Genomic DNA, 15,805 nt, shown 5'->3' with positions numbered 1-15,805 from the left:
GAGGTCAGCACGATCTTCGGCCGGTCCTCCTGCTCGCTGAGCCGGCGCGCCACGGTGAGCCCGTCGGTGTCGGGCAGGTGCAGGTCGAGCAGCAGCCCGTCGGGACGGTGGTCCCGCACCGCGGCCAGCGCCGAGGCGCCGTCCTGGGACTCCGCCACGACACGCAGGCCCCGCGCCGTCAGCAGCGTCGCGGCGATGCGGCGGAACCCGGGGTCGTCGTCGACGACGACGATGTTGATGGACATGCTCCCAGCATGCCGAACCCCCTCCCGGCGAAACCATAGGGGGAGCCCTACGGTTATGTCGCGCTCCGGCAAAAAGGCCCCCCACCAGCGAGTGAGCGGGGACCGCACGCCACCCGTAGGGGAAGCCCCACGCCCCCGGAGAGGGAAACCTGGGGTGCACTCCATCGAACAAGCTGCCCGCAGCGAGAAACATATGACGTGGCCTCCCGGAGCGCCGCGGCCCGCTGGGGACAACGCGGGTCGCGGCAGGTGTCACCGGGCGTCTCTGTGAGGGATGGCGCCCGGCGACACCGTTTCCCGAGCCCTCCGGGGCCGGACCGCTGGAGCTGTGACATGCCGCGTGCGCCGAGGATCCGCTGGACCTGGTCGGTGCTCGGCGCGATCTGTGTGTGGCTGACCGTGGTCTGCTGGTGTCTGGCGACCCAGCACAGCCCCGCCGCCCCCGCCGCTCCCGACCCCGAAGCGCTGCGTGCCGACGCCGCGACGGCCGTGCACCGGCAGGACGCCGCCTCCTTCCAGCGCCTGTTCGCGCCCGGCACGGCGGGCCCCGGCTATGCGAGCCGCTACTTCACCGAACTCTTCGCCGTCCCCGCCACCGACCTGCGGCTGACTCTGGTGCGCCACGACGACCAGCGGTTCCTCGTCCTGCGCGGGCACCTGGCCGACGGCGGCCACCTGTGCGACGCCTGGCCGGTCCAGGACTCCGGCGGGCGCAGCGTCCTGAGCGCCGTACCCCCGACCTCCGGCCCCTGCGACCCGCACGTCGCGAGTGCGCGAGAGGATCGCCGTACGACGGACTGACCGAGGCCCGTCGTACGGCGATCCCGCGTCCGGGGTCAGGAGTTCCGCCTCCGGTGGGAGCGGGGGCCGTCGACGGGGGCGGAGGTCTCCGCGGGGCCGTCGGTGTCCGTGGCGTCCGTGACCGCGGCGGCCTCCGCAGCCGGTGCCGTGGCCTTCCTGCCGGCCGCCGCCTGGACCAGGCCGCTGGAGGCGCGCAGCGGGACCTCCTTGATGAAGAGGGTCACCAGGAAGGACAGCAGGGCGATCGGGGCGACGTACATGAAGACGTCGCCGATCGCGTGGCCGTAGGCGCCCTCCAGCCAGGTGCGGACCGGGGCCGGGAGCAGGGCCAGGTCGGGCAGTTCGCCGCCGCCGGAGGTCTTCGCCGCGGTCGCCCGGTCCTGCGGGGCGAGCTGGGTGATGGTCTCGCGCGCATAGTGGCCGATCCGGGTGGTGAGGACCGAGCCGAGCACCGAGACACCCACCGCGCCGCCGAGGGACCGGAAGAAGGTGACCGTGGAGGAGGCGGCGCCCAGGTCGGCCGGGGACACCTGGTTCTGCGTGCACAGCACCAGGTTCTGCAGGGTCATGCCGACGCCGAGGCCCATCAGCGCCATGCACAGTGCGATGAACACGTACGAGGTGTCGTAGCGGAGCATGCCCAGCAGCGCCAGGCCGGCCGTCAGCAGCACACCGCCCGCCAGCAGCCAGGACTTCCACCGGCCGGTGCGGGTGATGATCCGGCCGGAGACCGTGGAAGCGATGAACAGGCCCGCGATGAACGGGATCGTCATCAGGCCGGACTTGGTCGGGGAGTCACCGCGGGCCAGCTGGAAGTACTGGCTGAAGAAGACGGTGCCCGAGAACAGGGCGACGCCGGCGAACAGCGAGGCGAGGGAGGCGAGGCTGATGGTGCGGTTGCGGAAGAGCCGCAGCGGGATGATCGGTTCGCTGGCCTTCGTCTCGACGAACAGGAAGATCAGCGCCAGCACGATGGAGGCGCCGACCAGCGTGTACGTCTGCCAGGACAGCCAGGCGTACTTGTCGTCGGCGAAGGTGACCCAGATCAGCAGGGTGCACACGGACGCGGTGACGAAGAAGGCGCCGGCCCAGTCGACCTTGACCTGCCGCTTGGTCACCGGCAGGTTCAGCGTCCGCTGGAGCACGACCAGGGCGACGATCGCGAACGGGATGCCGACGAACAGGCACCACCGCCAGCCGAGCCAGCTGGTATCGGTGATGACGCCGCCGAGGAGCGGGCCGCCGACGGTGGCGACGGCGAAGGTCGCGCCGAGGTAGCCGGAGTAGCGGCCCCGCTGCCGCGGGGCGATCATCGCCGCCAGGACGACCTGCGACAGCGCGGACAGACCGCCGCCGCCCAGGCCCTGGACCACCCGTGCGGTGATCAGCGTCGCGGGATTCTGTGAGAGACCGGCGAGCAGCGACCCGGCGGCGTAGACGATCAGCGCCGACTGGACCAGGATCTTCTTGCTGAACTGGTCCGCAAGCTTGCCCCACAGCGGCGTGGAGGCGGTGACCGCCAGCAGGGACGAGGTCACGACCCAGGTGTAGGCGCTCTGCCCGCCGCCGAGGTCGCCGATGATCCTGGGCAGCGCGTTGGTGACGACGGTCGAGGACAGGATGGCGGCGAACAGGCCGAGCAGCAGTCCCGACAGCGCCCGCATGATCTGCGGGTGGGTCATCGGTACGGCGTCGTCCGCCACCTGTGCCTGGTCGGCTGGTGCGCCGGCCCTGTGGGTGGTTGTCATGGGGTATCTCGTCCTTACAAGGTGACTGCGGGGGTACGGGTGGGGGTGTCGTCGAAGCTGGCACGGAGCCGGGTCAGCAGCGACGTCAGCCGGCCGACGTCGTCGTCGCTCCAGTCGCTCAGCCGCAGGGCGAGCAACTCGGCGGCGCGGTCGGAGAGTTCGGCGAGCCGGTCCCGGCCCTCGGGGGTGAGGCGCAGGATGCGCGAGCGCCGGTCGGCGGGGTCGGGGCTGCGGTCGATCCAGCCCCGTCCGGCCAGGTGGGTCACATGGCGGCTGGTGACCGACATGTCGACGGCGAGCAGTTCCGCGAGCCTGCCGATGCGCAGGTCGCCCTCGCGGTCGAGCAGCGCCAGCACCACGGCGGTGCCGCTGGAGCAGCCGCCGGGGAGGTTCCGGTCGAGCTGTCGTCGTACGGCGCCGACGGCGCTCAGTTGGCGCGTCAGTTCCTCGTACTGGGCTTTGTCGGCCACAGGTTTCTCCTGTCGGGTGTGCCCTTCATTGCTTGGGGCAACCATGCGGTCGCCCGTCGGTCCGGGCAGGTTTCTCGGGGGTGCGCCGGGTCAGCGCAGGATCCGGCGGGCCACGTTGGTGGTCACCAGATCGAGCAGTTCCTCGCCGCGGCCGGAGAGGATCGTGCGGATCGCGTAGAGGGTGAAACCCTTGGCCTGCTCCACCGAGACCGCGGGCGGCACGGACAGTTCCTGCCGTGCCGTCATGACTTCGACGAGCGCCGGACCCTCGTGGGCGAAGGCGCCCTTGAGCGCCTCCTCCAGGTCGCCGGGCCGCTCGACCCGGCGGGCCCACAGCCCGATCGCGGCGGCGACCTCGGCGAGCTGCGGATTGTCCAGCTCGGTCGCGTAGTTCACGATGCCGGCGGCCTTCATCTCCAGTTCCACGAAATTGAGCGACCCGTTGTTGAAGACGACGATCTTCGCGGGCAGCCGGTTCTGCCGCAGGGTGAACAACTCGCCGAGCAGCATGGTCAGTCCGCCGTCGCCGGACAGCGAGACGACCTGCCGGCCCGGGTACGCCGCCTGGGCGCCGACGGCGTGCGGCAGCGCGTTGGCCATCGTGCCGTGGTTGAACGACCCGATCAGCCGCCGGCGCCCGTTGAAGGACAGATAGCGGGCCGCCCACACCACCGGGGAGCCGACGTCGACGGTGAAGACGGCGTCCTCGGCGGCAAGCCGGTCGAGGGTGCGCGCCACGAACTGGGGGTGGATCGGGGTGCGTTCGCGGTCGTTGACGGCGAGCGCGTCCAGGGACTTGCGGGTGCGGGCGTAGTGGGCGCGCGCCTGGCCGAGGTGGTCGCGGGCGGCCTTGGCGGTCTTCACCGACAGCAGCGGCAGCAGCGCGGGCAGGGTGTCCCGGACGCTGCCGACCAGCGGCAGGTCGACCCGGGTGCGGCGGCCGATCTGCTCGCCGCGCAGGTCGAGCTGGATCACCTTGGCGCCCTGCGGATAGAACTGCCGGTAGGGGAAGTCGGTGCCCAGCATCAGCAGGGTGTCCGCCTCCTCGATCGCCTTGTAGCCGGAGGCGAACCCGAGCAGGCCGGTCATGCCGACGTCGTAGGGGTTGTCGTACTCGACGTACTCCTTGCCGCGCAGCGCGTGCACGACCGGGGCCTTGAGGGTCTCGGCGAGCCGGACCAGGTCGTCGTGGGCGCCGGCGGCGCCCGCGCCGGCGAGGATGGTGACCCGCTGCGCGTCGTTGAGCAGCTCGGCGGCCTCGGCGAGCGCCTCGTCGTCCGGGCGGACGACGGTCCGGGCGGGCCGTACGACGGTGGGGGCGAGGTCCCGGCCGGTCTTGGCGAGGAAGTTCTCGCCGGGGACGACCACGACCGCCACTCCCCTGCGTTCGACGGCCGCGCGCATGGCCGTCTCCAGGATGCGCGGGCCGGTCTCCGCGCTGGTGACGACCTCGGCGTAGACGCTGCAGTCGGCGAACAGCTCCTGCGGGCGGGTCTCCTGGAAGTAGCCGGAGCCGATCTCGCTGCCGGGGATCTGGGCGGCGATGGCGAGGACCGGGACCCGGCTGCGCTGGGCGTCGAAGAGGCCGTTGATGAGGTGCAGGTTGCCCGGGCCGCAGCTGCCGACGCAGACGGCGAGCTCGCCGGTCAGCCCGGCCTCGGCCGCCGCCGCGAGGGCCGCGCTCTCCTCGTGGCGCACATGTACCCAGTCGACGCCGTCGTGCCGGCGGATGGCGTCCGTCAGCCCGTTGAGCGAGTCACCGGGCAGACCGTAGAGGCGGTGCACGCCGGAGGCCTTCAGCGAGGCGATGACGTGGTCGGCGAAGGTGGGCATGCGGGTTGCCTTTCGTCGGGTGTGAGCACGTACCTGATCAGTTTCGGGAACATGCATTACGCACACATCCGTCGAATGACTGCGTGGGTCGGATGACCGGAGCGGGGGCGGCTGGGTCGGACGACTGCCGGATATGCCGGTTTCATACGACGTGAGCCCGCACCCCGTGACGGGGTGCGGGCTCACGGGCACCTACGGCTCCCGGCTCGCGCGCAGGACCGGGTACCGGCTACAGCCCCAGGTCGAGGGCGAGACAGGAGAAGGTGTGGTACGCGGCCGGGTCGTCGGGCGAGGCCTTCACCGCGCCGCTCGGCTCGGACTGCACCACTTCCGTCATCTGCTCGTACCGGATGCGCTCGGGCAGCTTGCCGAAGCGTGCGTGCCGGATCGCCGCGGCGGCGTCCATCGTGGCTTCCTGGCTCATGGCCAGCCTCCACTTCGTCGATCGTGAACGGCCCCGTCAGCCGGGGTCGCCCTCAGCTTGCGCCCCCGATGCGTCACCTGTCAAGCCGGTGACGATTTATGGGCGTGAACCTCTGGACCCGGCTGCACGTTCACACGTATGCCGACCACGGAAAGGGCCGGCCCTTGCGACGCCTCCAGGAGCCCAGTGATGACGAACCCGCCGAGCCTGCCGCAGAGCGAGAACACGCTGCTGATCCGCACCGACTTCTCCGACGAGACGGCCTGGCAGGCACTTCGCACAGCGGTGAGCTCGCCGAACGAGGACGGTTTCGTCGCCTACGTGCACGTCATCGACGACCGCGCCTGGCGCGACCTGACCGCCGAGCAGCTCGTCGCGCTCGCCGGCGTCGACCAGGAGCTGCTGTTCGTGGCCGACGGCAGGGCTGTGACGGACCCGGAGATGCCTCTGCTGGCCGTCATGAGGGCGGACGAGGACGACGCTGCGCCCGCCCGGGGCCACGAGGAACTCCGGGTCGCGGCAGCGCACTTGTCGGCCGTCGAGAACAACCTCTCGATGACCAACATGGACTGGGAGGAGTTCGTGGACGCCGCCGGGGAGGACGGCGTTTTCCGTGGTTTCTGACTCACCTCAGGCGGTAGCGCACCGGCAGCGACAGCACGCCCCGCACCATGCCGGCCGGGAACCAGTCCAGCGACTCGGCCGGCACCGCCAGTTCCAGGTGCGGGGCGCGGGTGAGCAGAGTGTGCAGGGCGACGCGGGCCTCCAGGCGGGCCAGCGGGGCGCCCAGGCAGTGGTGGATACCGTGCCCGAAGGCGAGATGGCGGGCGACGGGACGGGTGATGTCGAGCGCATCGGCGTCGCCACCGCCGGGCAGCGGGGCGGCACGGTTCGCCGACGCGAGCGCCACCGCAACGATGCCACCGCGGGGGATGTGCACCCCTCCGAGCTCCAGATCCTCGGCCGCGTACCGGTTCGTGGTGCGCTCGACGGAGGTGTCGTAGCGCAGGAACTCCTCGATCGCGTCGGGCAGCAGCCCCAGGTCGCCGCGCAGCAGCCGCAGCTGTTCGGGGTGCTGGAGCAGCGCCAGCACGGAGTTGCCCAGAAGGTTGACGGTGGTCTCGTGGCCGGCGATGACGAGCAGGGCCGCAGTACCGGCCAGTTCGTCCTCGGAAAGGCGGCCGTCGTCCTGGTCACGGACGGCGACGAGCGCCGACAACAGGTCGTCGCCGGGAGCTCGGCGCTTGTCCTCGACCAGTTGGCGCAGGAAACCGTGCAGGCTCGCCACCGCGGTGGCGTACTCCGGGTGGCCCACCTGGAAGGCGAGGGCCGTCCAGCGGCGGAAGTCCTGCCGGTCGGCCTCCGGGATGCCCAGCAGCTCGGCGATCACCGTGACGGGCAGCGGCGCCGTGAAGGACTGTACGAGGTCCAGCTCACCGAACGGCGGCATGGCGTCGATGAGCTCGTTCGCGATCTCGGCGATGCGCGGTTCCATGGCCGCCGACCGCTTCGGGGAGAAGGCTCCCGACACCAGTCGGCGCAGCCGGGTGTGCTCGGGCGGGTCCGTCTCCAGCATCTGCCCGCCGAACCCGGTACCGCGCTTGTGCCCGAGGAAGCCCACCGCCTCCAGCATCTCGGCGGCCGGCTCCGGGTCCTTCAGCAACGCCGGATGGGTCAGCGCCTCACGGGCGAGGTCGTAGTCGACGACGATCCAACCGGTGAGGCCGGGGAAGAACTGCGCCCGGTGGATCGCCCCTCTGGCCCGCAGCCGCGCGAAGCGCCGGGGAGCGTCCGCCTTGAACTCCGGTCCCATGACGACCAGTTCGTGCGGATCGCCCGGACCGTGCGGCTCGTACGGTTCCCCGTCCGATCGGGTCTGTTGCTGCGTGTCCATCTCTGATCCCTCGATCCGGACGCCCTGCCGGGTGCAACGGCGGTCATGGAGGACACGAGGCCGGTTGTGCGGAAGGTTCACACATACACCGATCGGCACAGCGCACGGTGCTGACTTGCGCACTCCTACAATGGGCGGGCACCGATGAAGGGATGTTGCCTGTGTTCACTGACGCGGCGCAGGCCGGTGCCATCGACCACCTGATGGGGCGTGAACGTGACCTGCGTCATATCCTAGGCGTGTTCGAGCAACCTGACGGCAGCGCTCTGCTGCTGTCCGGAGACGCCGGTGTCGGCAAGTCCGCGGTGCTGGACGCCGTGGCCCGGGCGGCCACCGAAAGCGGCACACGTGTGCTGCGGGCGGCGGGCGCCGAGTTCGAGGCGGACGTCAGCTACTCGGCACTGAACCAGATCCTGCTGCCGCTGTACGACGCCCTCGACCGACTCGACCCCGCCGGCCGGGAGGCCATCAGTGTCGCCCTGGGTTTCGGCGCGGGGCGGCCCCCCAAGCGGCTGGTCGTGTGCAACGCCGCGCTGGCGCTGGTGCGGTCGGCGGCCGAGGACGGCCCCGTCCTGCTGATCGTGGACGACCTGCCGTGGGTGGACCGGGCCAGCGCGGCCGTCTTCGGTTTCGTCGCCCGCAGGCTCTCCGGCGAGCGCATCCGGTTCCTCGCCGCCTCCCGCACCGGCGTCGGCAGCTTCTTCGACACCGGCGGCCTCACCTCGTACGAACTGCTCGCCCTGGACGAGGACTCCGCCGCCCGCCTCGTCGACCAGCGCTTTCCCGATCTGGCGCTCCCGGTGCGGCGACGGCTGCTGGAGGCCGCGCAGGGCAATCCGCTGGCCCTGCTCGAACTGCCCGGCGCGCTGCGCGCCGACCAGCGCCGGGCCCGGGAGATCCTGCCGGCCTTGCTGCCGCTGAGCGAACGCCTGCAGTCGTTGTTCGTCTCCCGGGTCCAGGCCCTGCCCGCCGCGGCCCGCGACCTGCTGCTGCTCGCCACCCTCGACGGCACGGGCGACCTCGGCGTGCTGTCGGCGGCCGCGCGGGAATGGACCGGCGAGGCGGATCTGCGCGCCCTCGACGCGGCCGAGGAGGACGGGCTCGTCGGAGTGGCGGAGTCCCCGCGCCGGCTGGTGTTCCGGCATCCGCTGATCATGTCCGCCGTGGTCGAGGCGGTCCCCAGCAGCGCCCGGCGAGCGGCGCACCGCGCCCTGGCGGATGTGTCGGCCGACAGGCCGGAGCAACGGGCCTGGCACCTCGGCGAGGCCACCCTCCAGCCCGACGAGGAGGTGGCCCTCCTCCTGGAGCGCACCGCGCGGCACATCCTGGACCGCGGGAACGCCGTCGCCGCGATCGCCGCGCTGACGCGGGCCGCCGACCTCAGCCCGCGGAACACCGACCGGGCGCGCCGGTTGTCGGAGGCCGCCTATGTGGGCGCCGAGGCGATCGGCGCCCTGCGCAGCGCCTCCGAGCTGCTCGCGGACGCCTCACGGGCGGACCCCGGACAGGGCATGTCCCTGCACTCCGCGAACGCCGCCGTGCAGCTCGTGCTGAACAGCGACGGCGATCTCGCCACCGCCCACCGCCTCCTGGTCGGCGCCATCGAGGAGGGCGACCACGGCTACGACGCCGAGGACCCCGCGCTCATCGACGCCCTGCACTTCCTGCTGCTGCTCTGCAATTACGGGGCCGACGAAGGCCTTTGGGAGCCCTACTACCGGGCCGTCAAGCGGCTGCGCCCCGCTCCCCCACCGCTGCTGCTGGTCGCCGCCCGCACCTGGGGCGACCCCGCACACGCCGACGCCGCGACGCTGCGGGAGCTGGACGAGATCATCGAGGGCGCGTTGCAGGAGACCGATCCCGCGCGCGTCGTACGCGTGGGAACGGCCGCCGTGTACCCCGACCGGCTGGCCGCGGTGCGGGAGGCGGCGTGGCGGCTGGTCCGGCAGGGCCGCGAGGGTGGTGCGGTGCGCCGGCACATCGGCGCCCTGCTGCATCTGTGTCTGGACGACTACCACCGGGGCAGGTGGACCGAGGTCCTGGAGCTGTCCGAGGAGGGGCTGACGCTGTGTGAGCGGTCCGGCTACGCGGTCTGCACCTGGTTCTCCCAGTACACCAAGGGGCTGGTGACCGCGTCCCGGGGTGACAGCGAGACCGCGCACGCGCTCGCCGACGCGATGACCAACTGGGCGGCGCCGCGCGGCATCCGGGAAGCCGTGCACTGCGCGTTGCACGTCCATGCCCTCGCGGACATCGCGGACGGCGACTTCGACGCGGCGTTCGGCCGGCTCACCTCCATCAGCCCCGCGGGCCGGTTCCCGCCGTACGTCGCTCACACGTCGTGGGTGTTCTTCGAGCTGGTACAGGCCGCCGTGCGCACCGACCGGCGTGCGGCGGCCGTCGCGCATGTGCGGGCGCTGCGGGAGACGAACGTCGCCGGGCTCTCCCCGCGGCTGGGCATGATGGCCGACTGTGCCGAGGCGCTCGTCGCGGACGACGACGGCGAGGCCGCCCGCCTGTTCGCCCGTGCGCTGGCCACGCCGGACGCGGAACGATGGCCGTTCTCCTTGGCGCGGGTGCGGTTGGCCCAGGGCGAATGGCTGCGCAGGACAAGGGCGTTGTCCGAGTGCAGAGCTCCGCTGACGGCCGCGCTGAAGACGTTCCAGCAACTGGACTCCGCGGCCTGGGCCGAGCGGGCACGCAAGGAACTGCGGGCGGCCGGCCGGGCCGTACCGCAGCCGGACGACCGCAGCGGGGGCGTGCTCACCGCGCAGGAGCGGGAGATCGCGGAACTCGCCGCGACCGGCCTGACCAACAAGCAGATCGCCGAGCGCCTGTTCATCTCCCACCGCACGGTCGGCGCCCACCTGTACCAGATCTATCCCAAGCTCGGCATCGCCTCCCGGGTGGCCCTGCGGGACGCGCTGCGGCAGCGTGACCCAGGCTGACGGCTGTCCCCGAATCCCTCAGTCGCCGTCCGCCAGCCGGTCCAGCCATTCGCCCAGCAGGGCCCGCTCGCCGGGGCTGAGGGGCGCAGTGTCGTCCTGGTCGAGTGCGGTGCGCAGGGACATGGCGCGGCTCGGCAGAGCGGCGTCGCCGACGTCCTTTGGCGCCGGAAGCGTCAGCGTGTCGATCACCATCTCGCGGGTGGTTGCGGAGGTCCGCAGGTCCCGCATGTCCTCAGGCAGACTCAGCAGCGTGATGATCGTGCCCACACCGGCGGAGTGCATGACCTGGGTGGCGCGCTCGATGCTCATCCGCAGCCGCCCGGCCGCGGCGACCCGGGTGATCATGCCGCGCAGGCCGGTGACGGCCCGCTGTCCGACCTGCGGCAGGTGACCGGTGCGGACCTGGCCGTAGACGAGCCCGTAGTAGCCGGGGTGTTCGAGCCCGAAGCGGATGTGCAGATCCCACGCGTCCCGCAGCACCTGGACCGGATCGTCGCCGGAGAGCAGTTCGGCCTTCATTTCCAGATAGCGCTTGAAGCCGTGGTCCGCCACCTCCTCCAGCAACCCGTCCTTGTCACCGAAGAGCCGGAAGATCGACGGTGCCGGTACGTCGGCGGCGGTGGCGACGGCCCGGGTCGACACTGCTTCCAGGCCGTCTTCCTCCAGCAGCCTGGCGGCGGCCAGGACGATCCTCTGCCGCACTGTCAGGCCTTGGTGTTCCGTTTCCGCCCGTGTCTCCATCGTCATGAATCGACGATATCAACGCCTGAGTATCGGCGATCCGTTCAGTGATACGTTTGATAGCGGACCCGTCGACCGTCCAACTCACACGTATGAACATCGAGGGAGCCTCGTAGCCATGGACCGTCAGTACTCAGCAAGTTCCCCGGCCCCCGCCGACCCGGAGCGCGTCGCGAACCAGGTGTACGACGTGATCGTGGTCGGCGGCGGATCGGCCGGCTGCGTCCTCGCCGCCCGCCTCACCGAAGAAGCCGATGTCCGCGTCCTGCTCCTGGAGGCCGGCGCCGCCACGGCCGACATGCCGGATCTCATGGCCTACCCGCCGGCCTGGCCCGCCCTGGGCGGGACGTCGGCCAACTGGGGCGACGTCACCGTCCCCCAGCACTCCGGCTCCGCCCTCCACGGGCCCGGCCCCCGTGTCCCGCTCCCGCGCGGCAAGGGACTCGGGGGTTCGTCGTCGATCAATGCCATGGTTTTCGCCCGCGGTCACCACACCAGCTACGCGGACTGGGGCGACCACGGCGCCAAGGGCTGGAGCTTCGACGACCTCCTGCCCTACTTTCAGCGCACCGAGACCGCCGTCAGCGGCGCCCCTGGGCGTGGTGTCGACGGCCCACTGATCGTCGCGCCGGCAGCCGAGCCCAACGAGGTCCTACTCGCCTGTCTCGACGGTGCGATCGCGACGGGACAGCGCCGGGCGCACGACATCAGCGGCGGCCTCGAGGAGGGCTTCGCCCCGGTCGACCTGAACATCGTCGACGGCCGCCGGCAGAGCGCCGCCGACGCTTACCTCACCCCCGCTCTCGGCCGCCGCAACCTCGAGGTCGTCACCGGGGCGACGGCCCACCGGCTGCTCTTCGACGGACTGCGCTGCACGGGAGTCGAATTCGGCGTCGGCGGCCGCGTCTTCACCGTGCGGGCGGCACGCGAGGTCGTCCTCACCGCCGGCACCATCGGCTCCGCCCACCTGCTGCTGCGCTCGGGCATCGGCCCCGAGTGGGAGCTGCGCAAGGCCGGTGTGGAGCTCTTCCACGAGCTGCCCGGCGTGGGTCGCAACCTGCACGACCACCCGCGCGTCAGCCTCGTGCACAGCGCCCGCCGCACGGTGCCCGAGCCGCGCGGCAACCACGGCGAGATCATCGGTCTGCTGCGCAGCACGCCCGAACTCGACGGCCCCGACCTGCAGATCCTCTTCGTCGACGTCCCGTTCCCGAATGCGGTCGCCCCCGTGGAGAACGGCTTCACCATCGGGGTCTCGTCGCTCCGCCCCCACAGCCGGGGCACCCTGCGGATCACCTCCGCCGACCCGTACGCGCGGCCGGTGCTGGACCCGGGCTACTTCACCGACGAGCGGGACGTCCGCGTCGTGCTGTCCGGGATCAAGACGGCGCGCGCGATCGCCCGGTCCGCTGCGTTGGGTCCCTGGGGAGCCGAGGAGGTCGCCCCCGGTCCGGACATCACCGACGCCGAGACGCTTGCCTGGTACGCCCGTACCTCCGTGACGTCCTACTGCCACCCCGTGGGCACCTGTGTGCTGGGCGAGGACGAGGTCTCCGTGGTGGACTCCGCGCTGCGGGTCCGGGGGCTGGAGGGGCTGCGCGTGGCGGACGGTTCCGTCATCCCGTCGATCCCGTCCAACAACACCAACGCGACCGTGTACGCGATCGCGGAGCGCGCCGCGGAGTTCGTCCGCGACGACGCCTGAAGCTATCCTCGCTGATACGTGTTCACACATATTCGCCTGCGGACAGCTGACACGACCCTAGGAGCAACGATGACCGCCACCTCCCACACCACCGCCGACACACCGGCCACCGATGTCGGCATTCTGATGCCCGTGGTCGTCCACTTCGACGACCTGGACTCGATGGGCCTGCTGCACAACGGTCACTACCAGGTGCTGGTCGAGCGGGCATGGGGGTGGTTCTGGCGGGGCAAGGGCGTGGGCGGCACGAGCGGTCTCGAAGGGGACGGCTTCAACGCCGCCAAGACGTTCGACATCACCTACGACCGTCCCATCGCGGGGATCGGCGAGTACGCCGTACACCTGTGGATGCAGCGCCTGGGCACCACCTCGGCCACCGCGGGCTACCGGGTGTGTTCGGCCGACGGAAAGGTGACATACGCCCACGGCAGCCGTACGGTCGTCCGCCTCGACAGCGCCACCATGAGGCCCACTCCGTGGTCCGGGCAGGTCCCGGAGATCGCCCGCACCCTCGGCCTGCCGGAGGGCGAGGACCACCATGCTGGATGAGTCGACGAATGTCTGGCTGCGCGATCTGCTCGACCGCCACGAGGCCGTCGCCGGGACGGTTCATGTGGTGCGTGACGACCTGCTGCACATCACGGCCGCGCACAACATCCCGCCCAAGGTCCAGGAGATCACCGCGCGCATACCGCTCGGCAAGGGCATGGCGGGCCTCGCCTGGGAGCAGGACCGGCCGATCCAGACCTGCAATCTGAAGGAGGACGACAGCGGCACGGTCAAGCCGGGGGCCAGGGCCGTGGACGGCAAGGCCGCCGTCGCCCTGCCGGTGCGCGGCGCGCACGGCACGGTGCGGGCCGTCGTCGGCCTCGCCTGGCTGGACGAACGAGACCTGAGCGAGGGCGAGTTGGCGAAGCTGGACGCCGAGGCCGGGTCGCTCCCCACCACGGAGGTTCTCGTGCCGCAGCCCCGACAGTCAAACGACTGATCCCGGGCGTGACAGCGGGTTCCAGACTGACGGCACAGGCGACCATCAGGAAAGGAACCGCATACCCATGACGGTCATCAACAGCCCACTGCCGGACCAGGAACGCAAGATCGCGGGCAGCGCCCTCCAGGCGACCCTGGTCGACCTGCTCGATCTGTCCCTGGTGGCCAAGCAGGCGCACTGGAACCTGTACGGGCCGCGATTCCGCTCCATCCATCTGCAGCTCGACGAGGTGGTCACCACCGCGCGCGAGTACGCCGACACGGTGGCCGAACGTGCCGCCGCGCTCGGTGTCAGCCCGGACGGACGGGCCGGCACCATCGCCGCCACCAGCGGACTGCCCTCGATCGCGGCGGGGTGGACGAAGGACGTCGATGCCGTGGAGGCCCTGGTCGAGGCGTTCTTCGCCGTCATCGGGCGGGTGCGGGAACGCATCGAGGTGACCGGCCCGGCGGACGCCGTGACGCAGGATCTGCTGATCGGCCTGACCGCCGACCTGGAGAAGCAGAGCAGGATGTTCCAGGCCGAGAACCGGGGTTGAGAGAAGCTCGGCTCAGGTTCGCGCAGGCGGGCGTGACACCTGTACGACGGAGACCGCCCCCTCCTACAGGTGTCACGCCCGCCTGCGTGCCCGCAGGGCGGCTGCCTTGACGCGGTTCCCGCAGGAACGCATCGCGCACCACTCCCGGCGGCGGCCCCGGGAGCGGTCGAGATAGACGTGGGTGCAGTCGGGGCGCCCGCACTCCCGCAGCAGCGTGGCTTCCTCCCCGGCAAGGATCTCGACGGCCTCGCGGGCGAGTTCGGTGAGGGCCTGGGCGGCCCGCCCGGAACGACTCGTCCCCGCGGCGTCCAGGCGCATGACCACCGGCATCCCGGCGGCCTGCCGGTTCACCGCGATCACTGCCCAGACGGGCCGCGGGCGGGCGGTGAGCCGGGCCTTGAGCAGCGCATAGATCGCTTCTCGCAGTTCCAGCGCCGCGCGCAGGTCGGACCCGTCCGATCCGGGCCGCCGGTCCAGCAACCCGGCCTCGACGAACCAGGAGTCGAGCAGTGCGGGCGAGCCGATCCGCTCGATCGGAGCCGGCGTCCGTCGCTCCTGCAAGGTGCCCACGAAGTCGAGCGCGGGCGTCCCGCAGGGAAACACATGTCTCACGTGACCCTCCTGGCTGGAACCTGGCTACCTTTCGAGAGTAACCATCTTGACAGGTGACGCACACCTTTGGGAACCTCTCGTCACCGGCCAGAACGGTTACTTCTCGGCCCGCATCCTTCCCGGCCCGCTTCTCAGTGAGGACATCCCATGACCGTCGTACGCTTCCACCTCGTCTCCCGGCTCGCCCCGAAGGACGTGCTCCAGGTATTGACCGACTTCAGCCCCGCGCGAGCCGAGGCATGGCCCACGATCGACGCCGCACACTTCGAGGTCCACGACCTCGGCGACACCTGGGCCGAGGTCACCGAAGGGACCGCCGCGGCCTGGGAGCGGGCCCGCTACGAGTGGGAGCCGGCCGGTGACACGGTCACCATCACCACGCTCGACTCCAAGCTCTTCGGCGCCGGCGGGGGCTGGGTCTTCCGGATGACCCCGGAGGGCGCGGGCACCCGGGTCGACGTCGAGCTGACGCGGCAGCCCAGCACGGTCAAGGGCAAGGTGCTCGCCGCCCTGCTGCCGCTCGCCGCCCCCGGGTCCCTGCGCAAGTCCTTCGCGGGGCCCTTGCAGGCGAAGTGACCCGCTGTCGGTCACTTGGTGAGGTTGCCGGTGAAGAAGTCGGCGAGCTTGTCGACGGCGGGGTCGATGTACTCGCGCTTGTCGTAGAGGTCGACGTGGCTGGCCCCGGGGATGCGGTGGAGTTCCTTGGGGCCGGTGACGGCCTGGTGGGCCTCGGTCGCCATCCAGGCGGTCACCGCCCGCTCGCCGATGATCTGCAGGACCGGCCGGGGCCCGATGAGGGGCACGGCACGGAAGACGTCGCTGGCGGCCATCTTGTCGACGCTGTCCCAGGTGAGG

General features: G+C 71.3%; 16 protein-coding genes and 1 pseudogene (1 of these 17 only partly in view). 8 read left to right on the top strand and 9 right to left on the bottom strand.

Annotated features, from left to right (window positions below; all coding sequences use genetic code 11):
• A partial coding sequence (locus DI272_RS15035; protein ID WP_109500845.1) for a LytTR family DNA-binding domain-containing protein occupies positions 1 to 245 on the bottom strand: 245 nt, incomplete at its 3' end.
• A 333-nt stretch (positions 246 to 578) separates the two neighbouring features.
• Here DI272_RS15035 and DI272_RS15030 point away from each other — a divergent pair.
• On the top strand, positions 579 to 1,046 hold the full coding sequence (locus tag DI272_RS15030; protein ID WP_109495861.1) for a hypothetical protein: 468 nt from the start codon (positions 579 to 581) through the stop codon (positions 1,044 to 1,046).
• A 35-nt stretch (positions 1,047 to 1,081) separates the two neighbouring features.
• Here the strand turns inward: DI272_RS15030 and DI272_RS15025 are convergent, their stop codons facing one another.
• The 4 genes from DI272_RS15025 to DI272_RS15010 all read right to left on the bottom strand — a co-directional run bounded on the left by DI272_RS15025 (position 1,082) and on the right by DI272_RS15010 (position 5,521).
• Complete coding sequence (locus DI272_RS15025) at positions 1,082 to 2,728, bottom strand: MDR family MFS transporter (RefSeq protein ID WP_258314889.1); 1,647 nt, start codon at positions 2,726 to 2,728, stop codon at positions 1,082 to 1,084.
• Positions 2,729 to 2,808: 80 nt separating this feature from the next.
• Positions 2,809 to 3,264 (bottom strand): MarR family winged helix-turn-helix transcriptional regulator, encoded by a 456-nt coding sequence (locus DI272_RS15020; RefSeq protein ID WP_109495860.1) that lies wholly within the window; start codon positions 3,262 to 3,264, stop codon positions 2,809 to 2,811.
• 90 nt (positions 3,265 to 3,354) lie between these two features.
• Positions 3,355 to 5,097 (bottom strand): ubiquinone-dependent pyruvate dehydrogenase, encoded by a 1,743-nt coding sequence (gene poxB / locus DI272_RS15015; RefSeq protein ID WP_109495859.1) that lies wholly within the window; start codon positions 5,095 to 5,097, stop codon positions 3,355 to 3,357.
• Positions 5,098 to 5,326: 229 nt separating this feature from the next.
• Positions 5,327 to 5,521, bottom strand: coding sequence for a hypothetical protein (locus tag DI272_RS15010; RefSeq protein WP_109495858.1), 195 nt, complete (start codon positions 5,519 to 5,521; stop codon positions 5,327 to 5,329).
• Between the two features lie 189 nt (positions 5,522 to 5,710).
• On the opposite strand from DI272_RS15010, the gene DI272_RS15005 reads away from it, so the two are divergent.
• Positions 5,711 to 6,145 (top strand): DUF6924 domain-containing protein, encoded by a 435-nt coding sequence (locus tag DI272_RS15005; RefSeq protein WP_109495857.1) that lies wholly within the window; start codon positions 5,711 to 5,713, stop codon positions 6,143 to 6,145.
• 1 nt (position 6,146) lies between these two features.
• Here the strand turns inward: DI272_RS15005 and DI272_RS15000 are convergent, their stop codons facing one another.
• The gene (locus DI272_RS15000; RefSeq protein ID WP_109495856.1) at positions 6,147 to 7,415 is read right to left on the bottom strand and encodes a cytochrome P450; all 1,269 of its coding nucleotides are present in this window, start codon (positions 7,413 to 7,415) and stop codon (positions 6,147 to 6,149) included.
• 152 nt (positions 7,416 to 7,567) lie between these two features.
• Between DI272_RS15000 and DI272_RS14995 the strand changes: the two genes are divergently transcribed.
• Positions 7,568 to 10,363, top strand: coding sequence for an AAA family ATPase (locus DI272_RS14995; protein WP_109495855.1), 2,796 nt, complete (start codon positions 7,568 to 7,570; stop codon positions 10,361 to 10,363).
• An 18-nt stretch (positions 10,364 to 10,381) separates the two neighbouring features.
• Here DI272_RS14995 and DI272_RS14990 read toward each other — a convergent pair whose 3' ends face one another.
• Positions 10,382 to 11,110 (bottom strand): TetR/AcrR family transcriptional regulator, encoded by a 729-nt coding sequence (locus tag DI272_RS14990; protein WP_258314565.1) that lies wholly within the window; start codon positions 11,108 to 11,110, stop codon positions 10,382 to 10,384.
• Positions 11,111 to 11,222: 112 nt separating this feature from the next.
• Between DI272_RS14990 and DI272_RS14985 the strand changes: the two genes are divergently transcribed.
• The 4 genes from DI272_RS14985 (at position 11,223) to DI272_RS14970 (ending at position 14,338) form a co-directional block, all read left to right on the top strand.
• Positions 11,223 to 12,809 carry a GMC family oxidoreductase gene (locus DI272_RS14985; RefSeq protein WP_109495854.1) on the top strand — a complete coding sequence of 529 codons (1,587 nt, stop codon included), beginning with the start codon at positions 11,223 to 11,225 and terminating at the stop codon, positions 12,807 to 12,809.
• A 69-nt stretch (positions 12,810 to 12,878) separates the two neighbouring features.
• Positions 12,879 to 13,358, top strand: a complete 480-nt coding sequence (locus tag DI272_RS14980) for a thioesterase family protein (protein WP_109495853.1) — start codon at positions 12,879 to 12,881, stop codon at positions 13,356 to 13,358.
• A complete protein-coding gene (locus DI272_RS14975; protein WP_109495852.1) occupies positions 13,348 to 13,797 on the top strand; it encodes a GAF domain-containing protein in 450 nt (149 codons plus the stop codon). The genes DI272_RS14980 and DI272_RS14975 overlap by 11 nt, the downstream gene beginning before the upstream one ends.
• Positions 13,798 to 13,864: 67 nt before the next feature.
• Positions 13,865 to 14,338, top strand: a complete 474-nt coding sequence (locus tag DI272_RS14970) for a DNA starvation/stationary phase protection protein (RefSeq protein WP_109495851.1) — start codon at positions 13,865 to 13,867, stop codon at positions 14,336 to 14,338.
• Positions 14,339 to 14,410: 72 nt separating this feature from the next.
• Here DI272_RS14970 and DI272_RS14965 read toward each other — a convergent pair whose 3' ends face one another.
• On the bottom strand, positions 14,411 to 14,950 hold the full coding sequence (locus tag DI272_RS14965; RefSeq protein ID WP_109495850.1) for an ABATE domain-containing protein: 540 nt from the start codon (positions 14,948 to 14,950) through the stop codon (positions 14,411 to 14,413).
• A 147-nt stretch (positions 14,951 to 15,097) separates the two neighbouring features.
• On the opposite strand from DI272_RS14965, the gene DI272_RS14960 reads away from it, so the two are divergent.
• Complete coding sequence (locus DI272_RS14960) at positions 15,098 to 15,526, top strand: hypothetical protein (protein ID WP_109495849.1); 429 nt, start codon at positions 15,098 to 15,100, stop codon at positions 15,524 to 15,526.
• An 11-nt stretch (positions 15,527 to 15,537) separates the two neighbouring features.
• Here the strand turns inward: DI272_RS14960 and DI272_RS14955 are convergent.
• Positions 15,538 to 15,805 (bottom strand): annotated as a pseudogene (locus DI272_RS14955) (alpha/beta hydrolase) (its annotated part continues 152 nt past the right edge of the window); the annotation flags it as partial.

The organism is Streptomyces sp. Act143, from assembly GCF_003143935.1.
GTDB lineage: Bacteria > Actinomycetota > Actinomycetes > Streptomycetales > Streptomycetaceae > Streptomyces.
This window is presented reverse-complemented; position numbering and strand designations above follow the sequence as displayed.

Excerpts from the sequence above, each read along its gene's own strand:
- DI272_RS15030 (WP_109495861.1), top strand. The coding sequence starts at position 579 with ATGCCGCGTGCGCCGAGGATCCGCTGGACCTGGTCGGTGCTCGGCGCG.
- DI272_RS14970 (WP_109495851.1), top strand. The coding sequence starts at position 13,865 with ATGACGGTCATCAACAGCCCACTGCCGGACCAGGAACGCAAGATCGCG.
- DI272_RS14990 (WP_258314565.1), bottom strand. The coding sequence starts at position 11,110 with ATGACGATGGAGACACGGGCGGAAACGGAACACCAAGGCCTGACAGTG.
- poxB (WP_109495859.1), bottom strand. The coding sequence starts at position 5,097 with ATGCCCACCTTCGCCGACCACGTCATCGCCTCGCTGAAGGCCTCCGGC.
- DI272_RS15005 (WP_109495857.1), top strand. The coding sequence starts at position 5,711 with ATGACGAACCCGCCGAGCCTGCCGCAGAGCGAGAACACGCTGCTGATC.
- DI272_RS14975 (WP_109495852.1), top strand. The coding sequence starts at position 13,348 with ATGCTGGATGAGTCGACGAATGTCTGGCTGCGCGATCTGCTCGACCGC.
- DI272_RS15025 (WP_258314889.1), bottom strand. The coding sequence starts at position 2,728 with ATGACCCACCCGCAGATCATGCGGGCGCTGTCGGGACTGCTGCTCGGC.
- DI272_RS15000 (WP_109495856.1), bottom strand. The coding sequence starts at position 7,415 with ATGGACACGCAGCAACAGACCCGATCGGACGGGGAACCGTACGAGCCG.
- DI272_RS14980 (WP_109495853.1), top strand. The coding sequence starts at position 12,879 with ATGACCGCCACCTCCCACACCACCGCCGACACACCGGCCACCGATGTC.
- DI272_RS14960 (WP_109495849.1), top strand. The coding sequence starts at position 15,098 with ATGACCGTCGTACGCTTCCACCTCGTCTCCCGGCTCGCCCCGAAGGAC.
- DI272_RS15010 (WP_109495858.1), bottom strand. The coding sequence starts at position 5,521 with ATGAGCCAGGAAGCCACGATGGACGCCGCCGCGGCGATCCGGCACGCA.
- DI272_RS14985 (WP_109495854.1), top strand. The coding sequence starts at position 11,223 with ATGGACCGTCAGTACTCAGCAAGTTCCCCGGCCCCCGCCGACCCGGAG.
- DI272_RS14995 (WP_109495855.1), top strand. The coding sequence starts at position 7,568 with ATGTTGCCTGTGTTCACTGACGCGGCGCAGGCCGGTGCCATCGACCAC.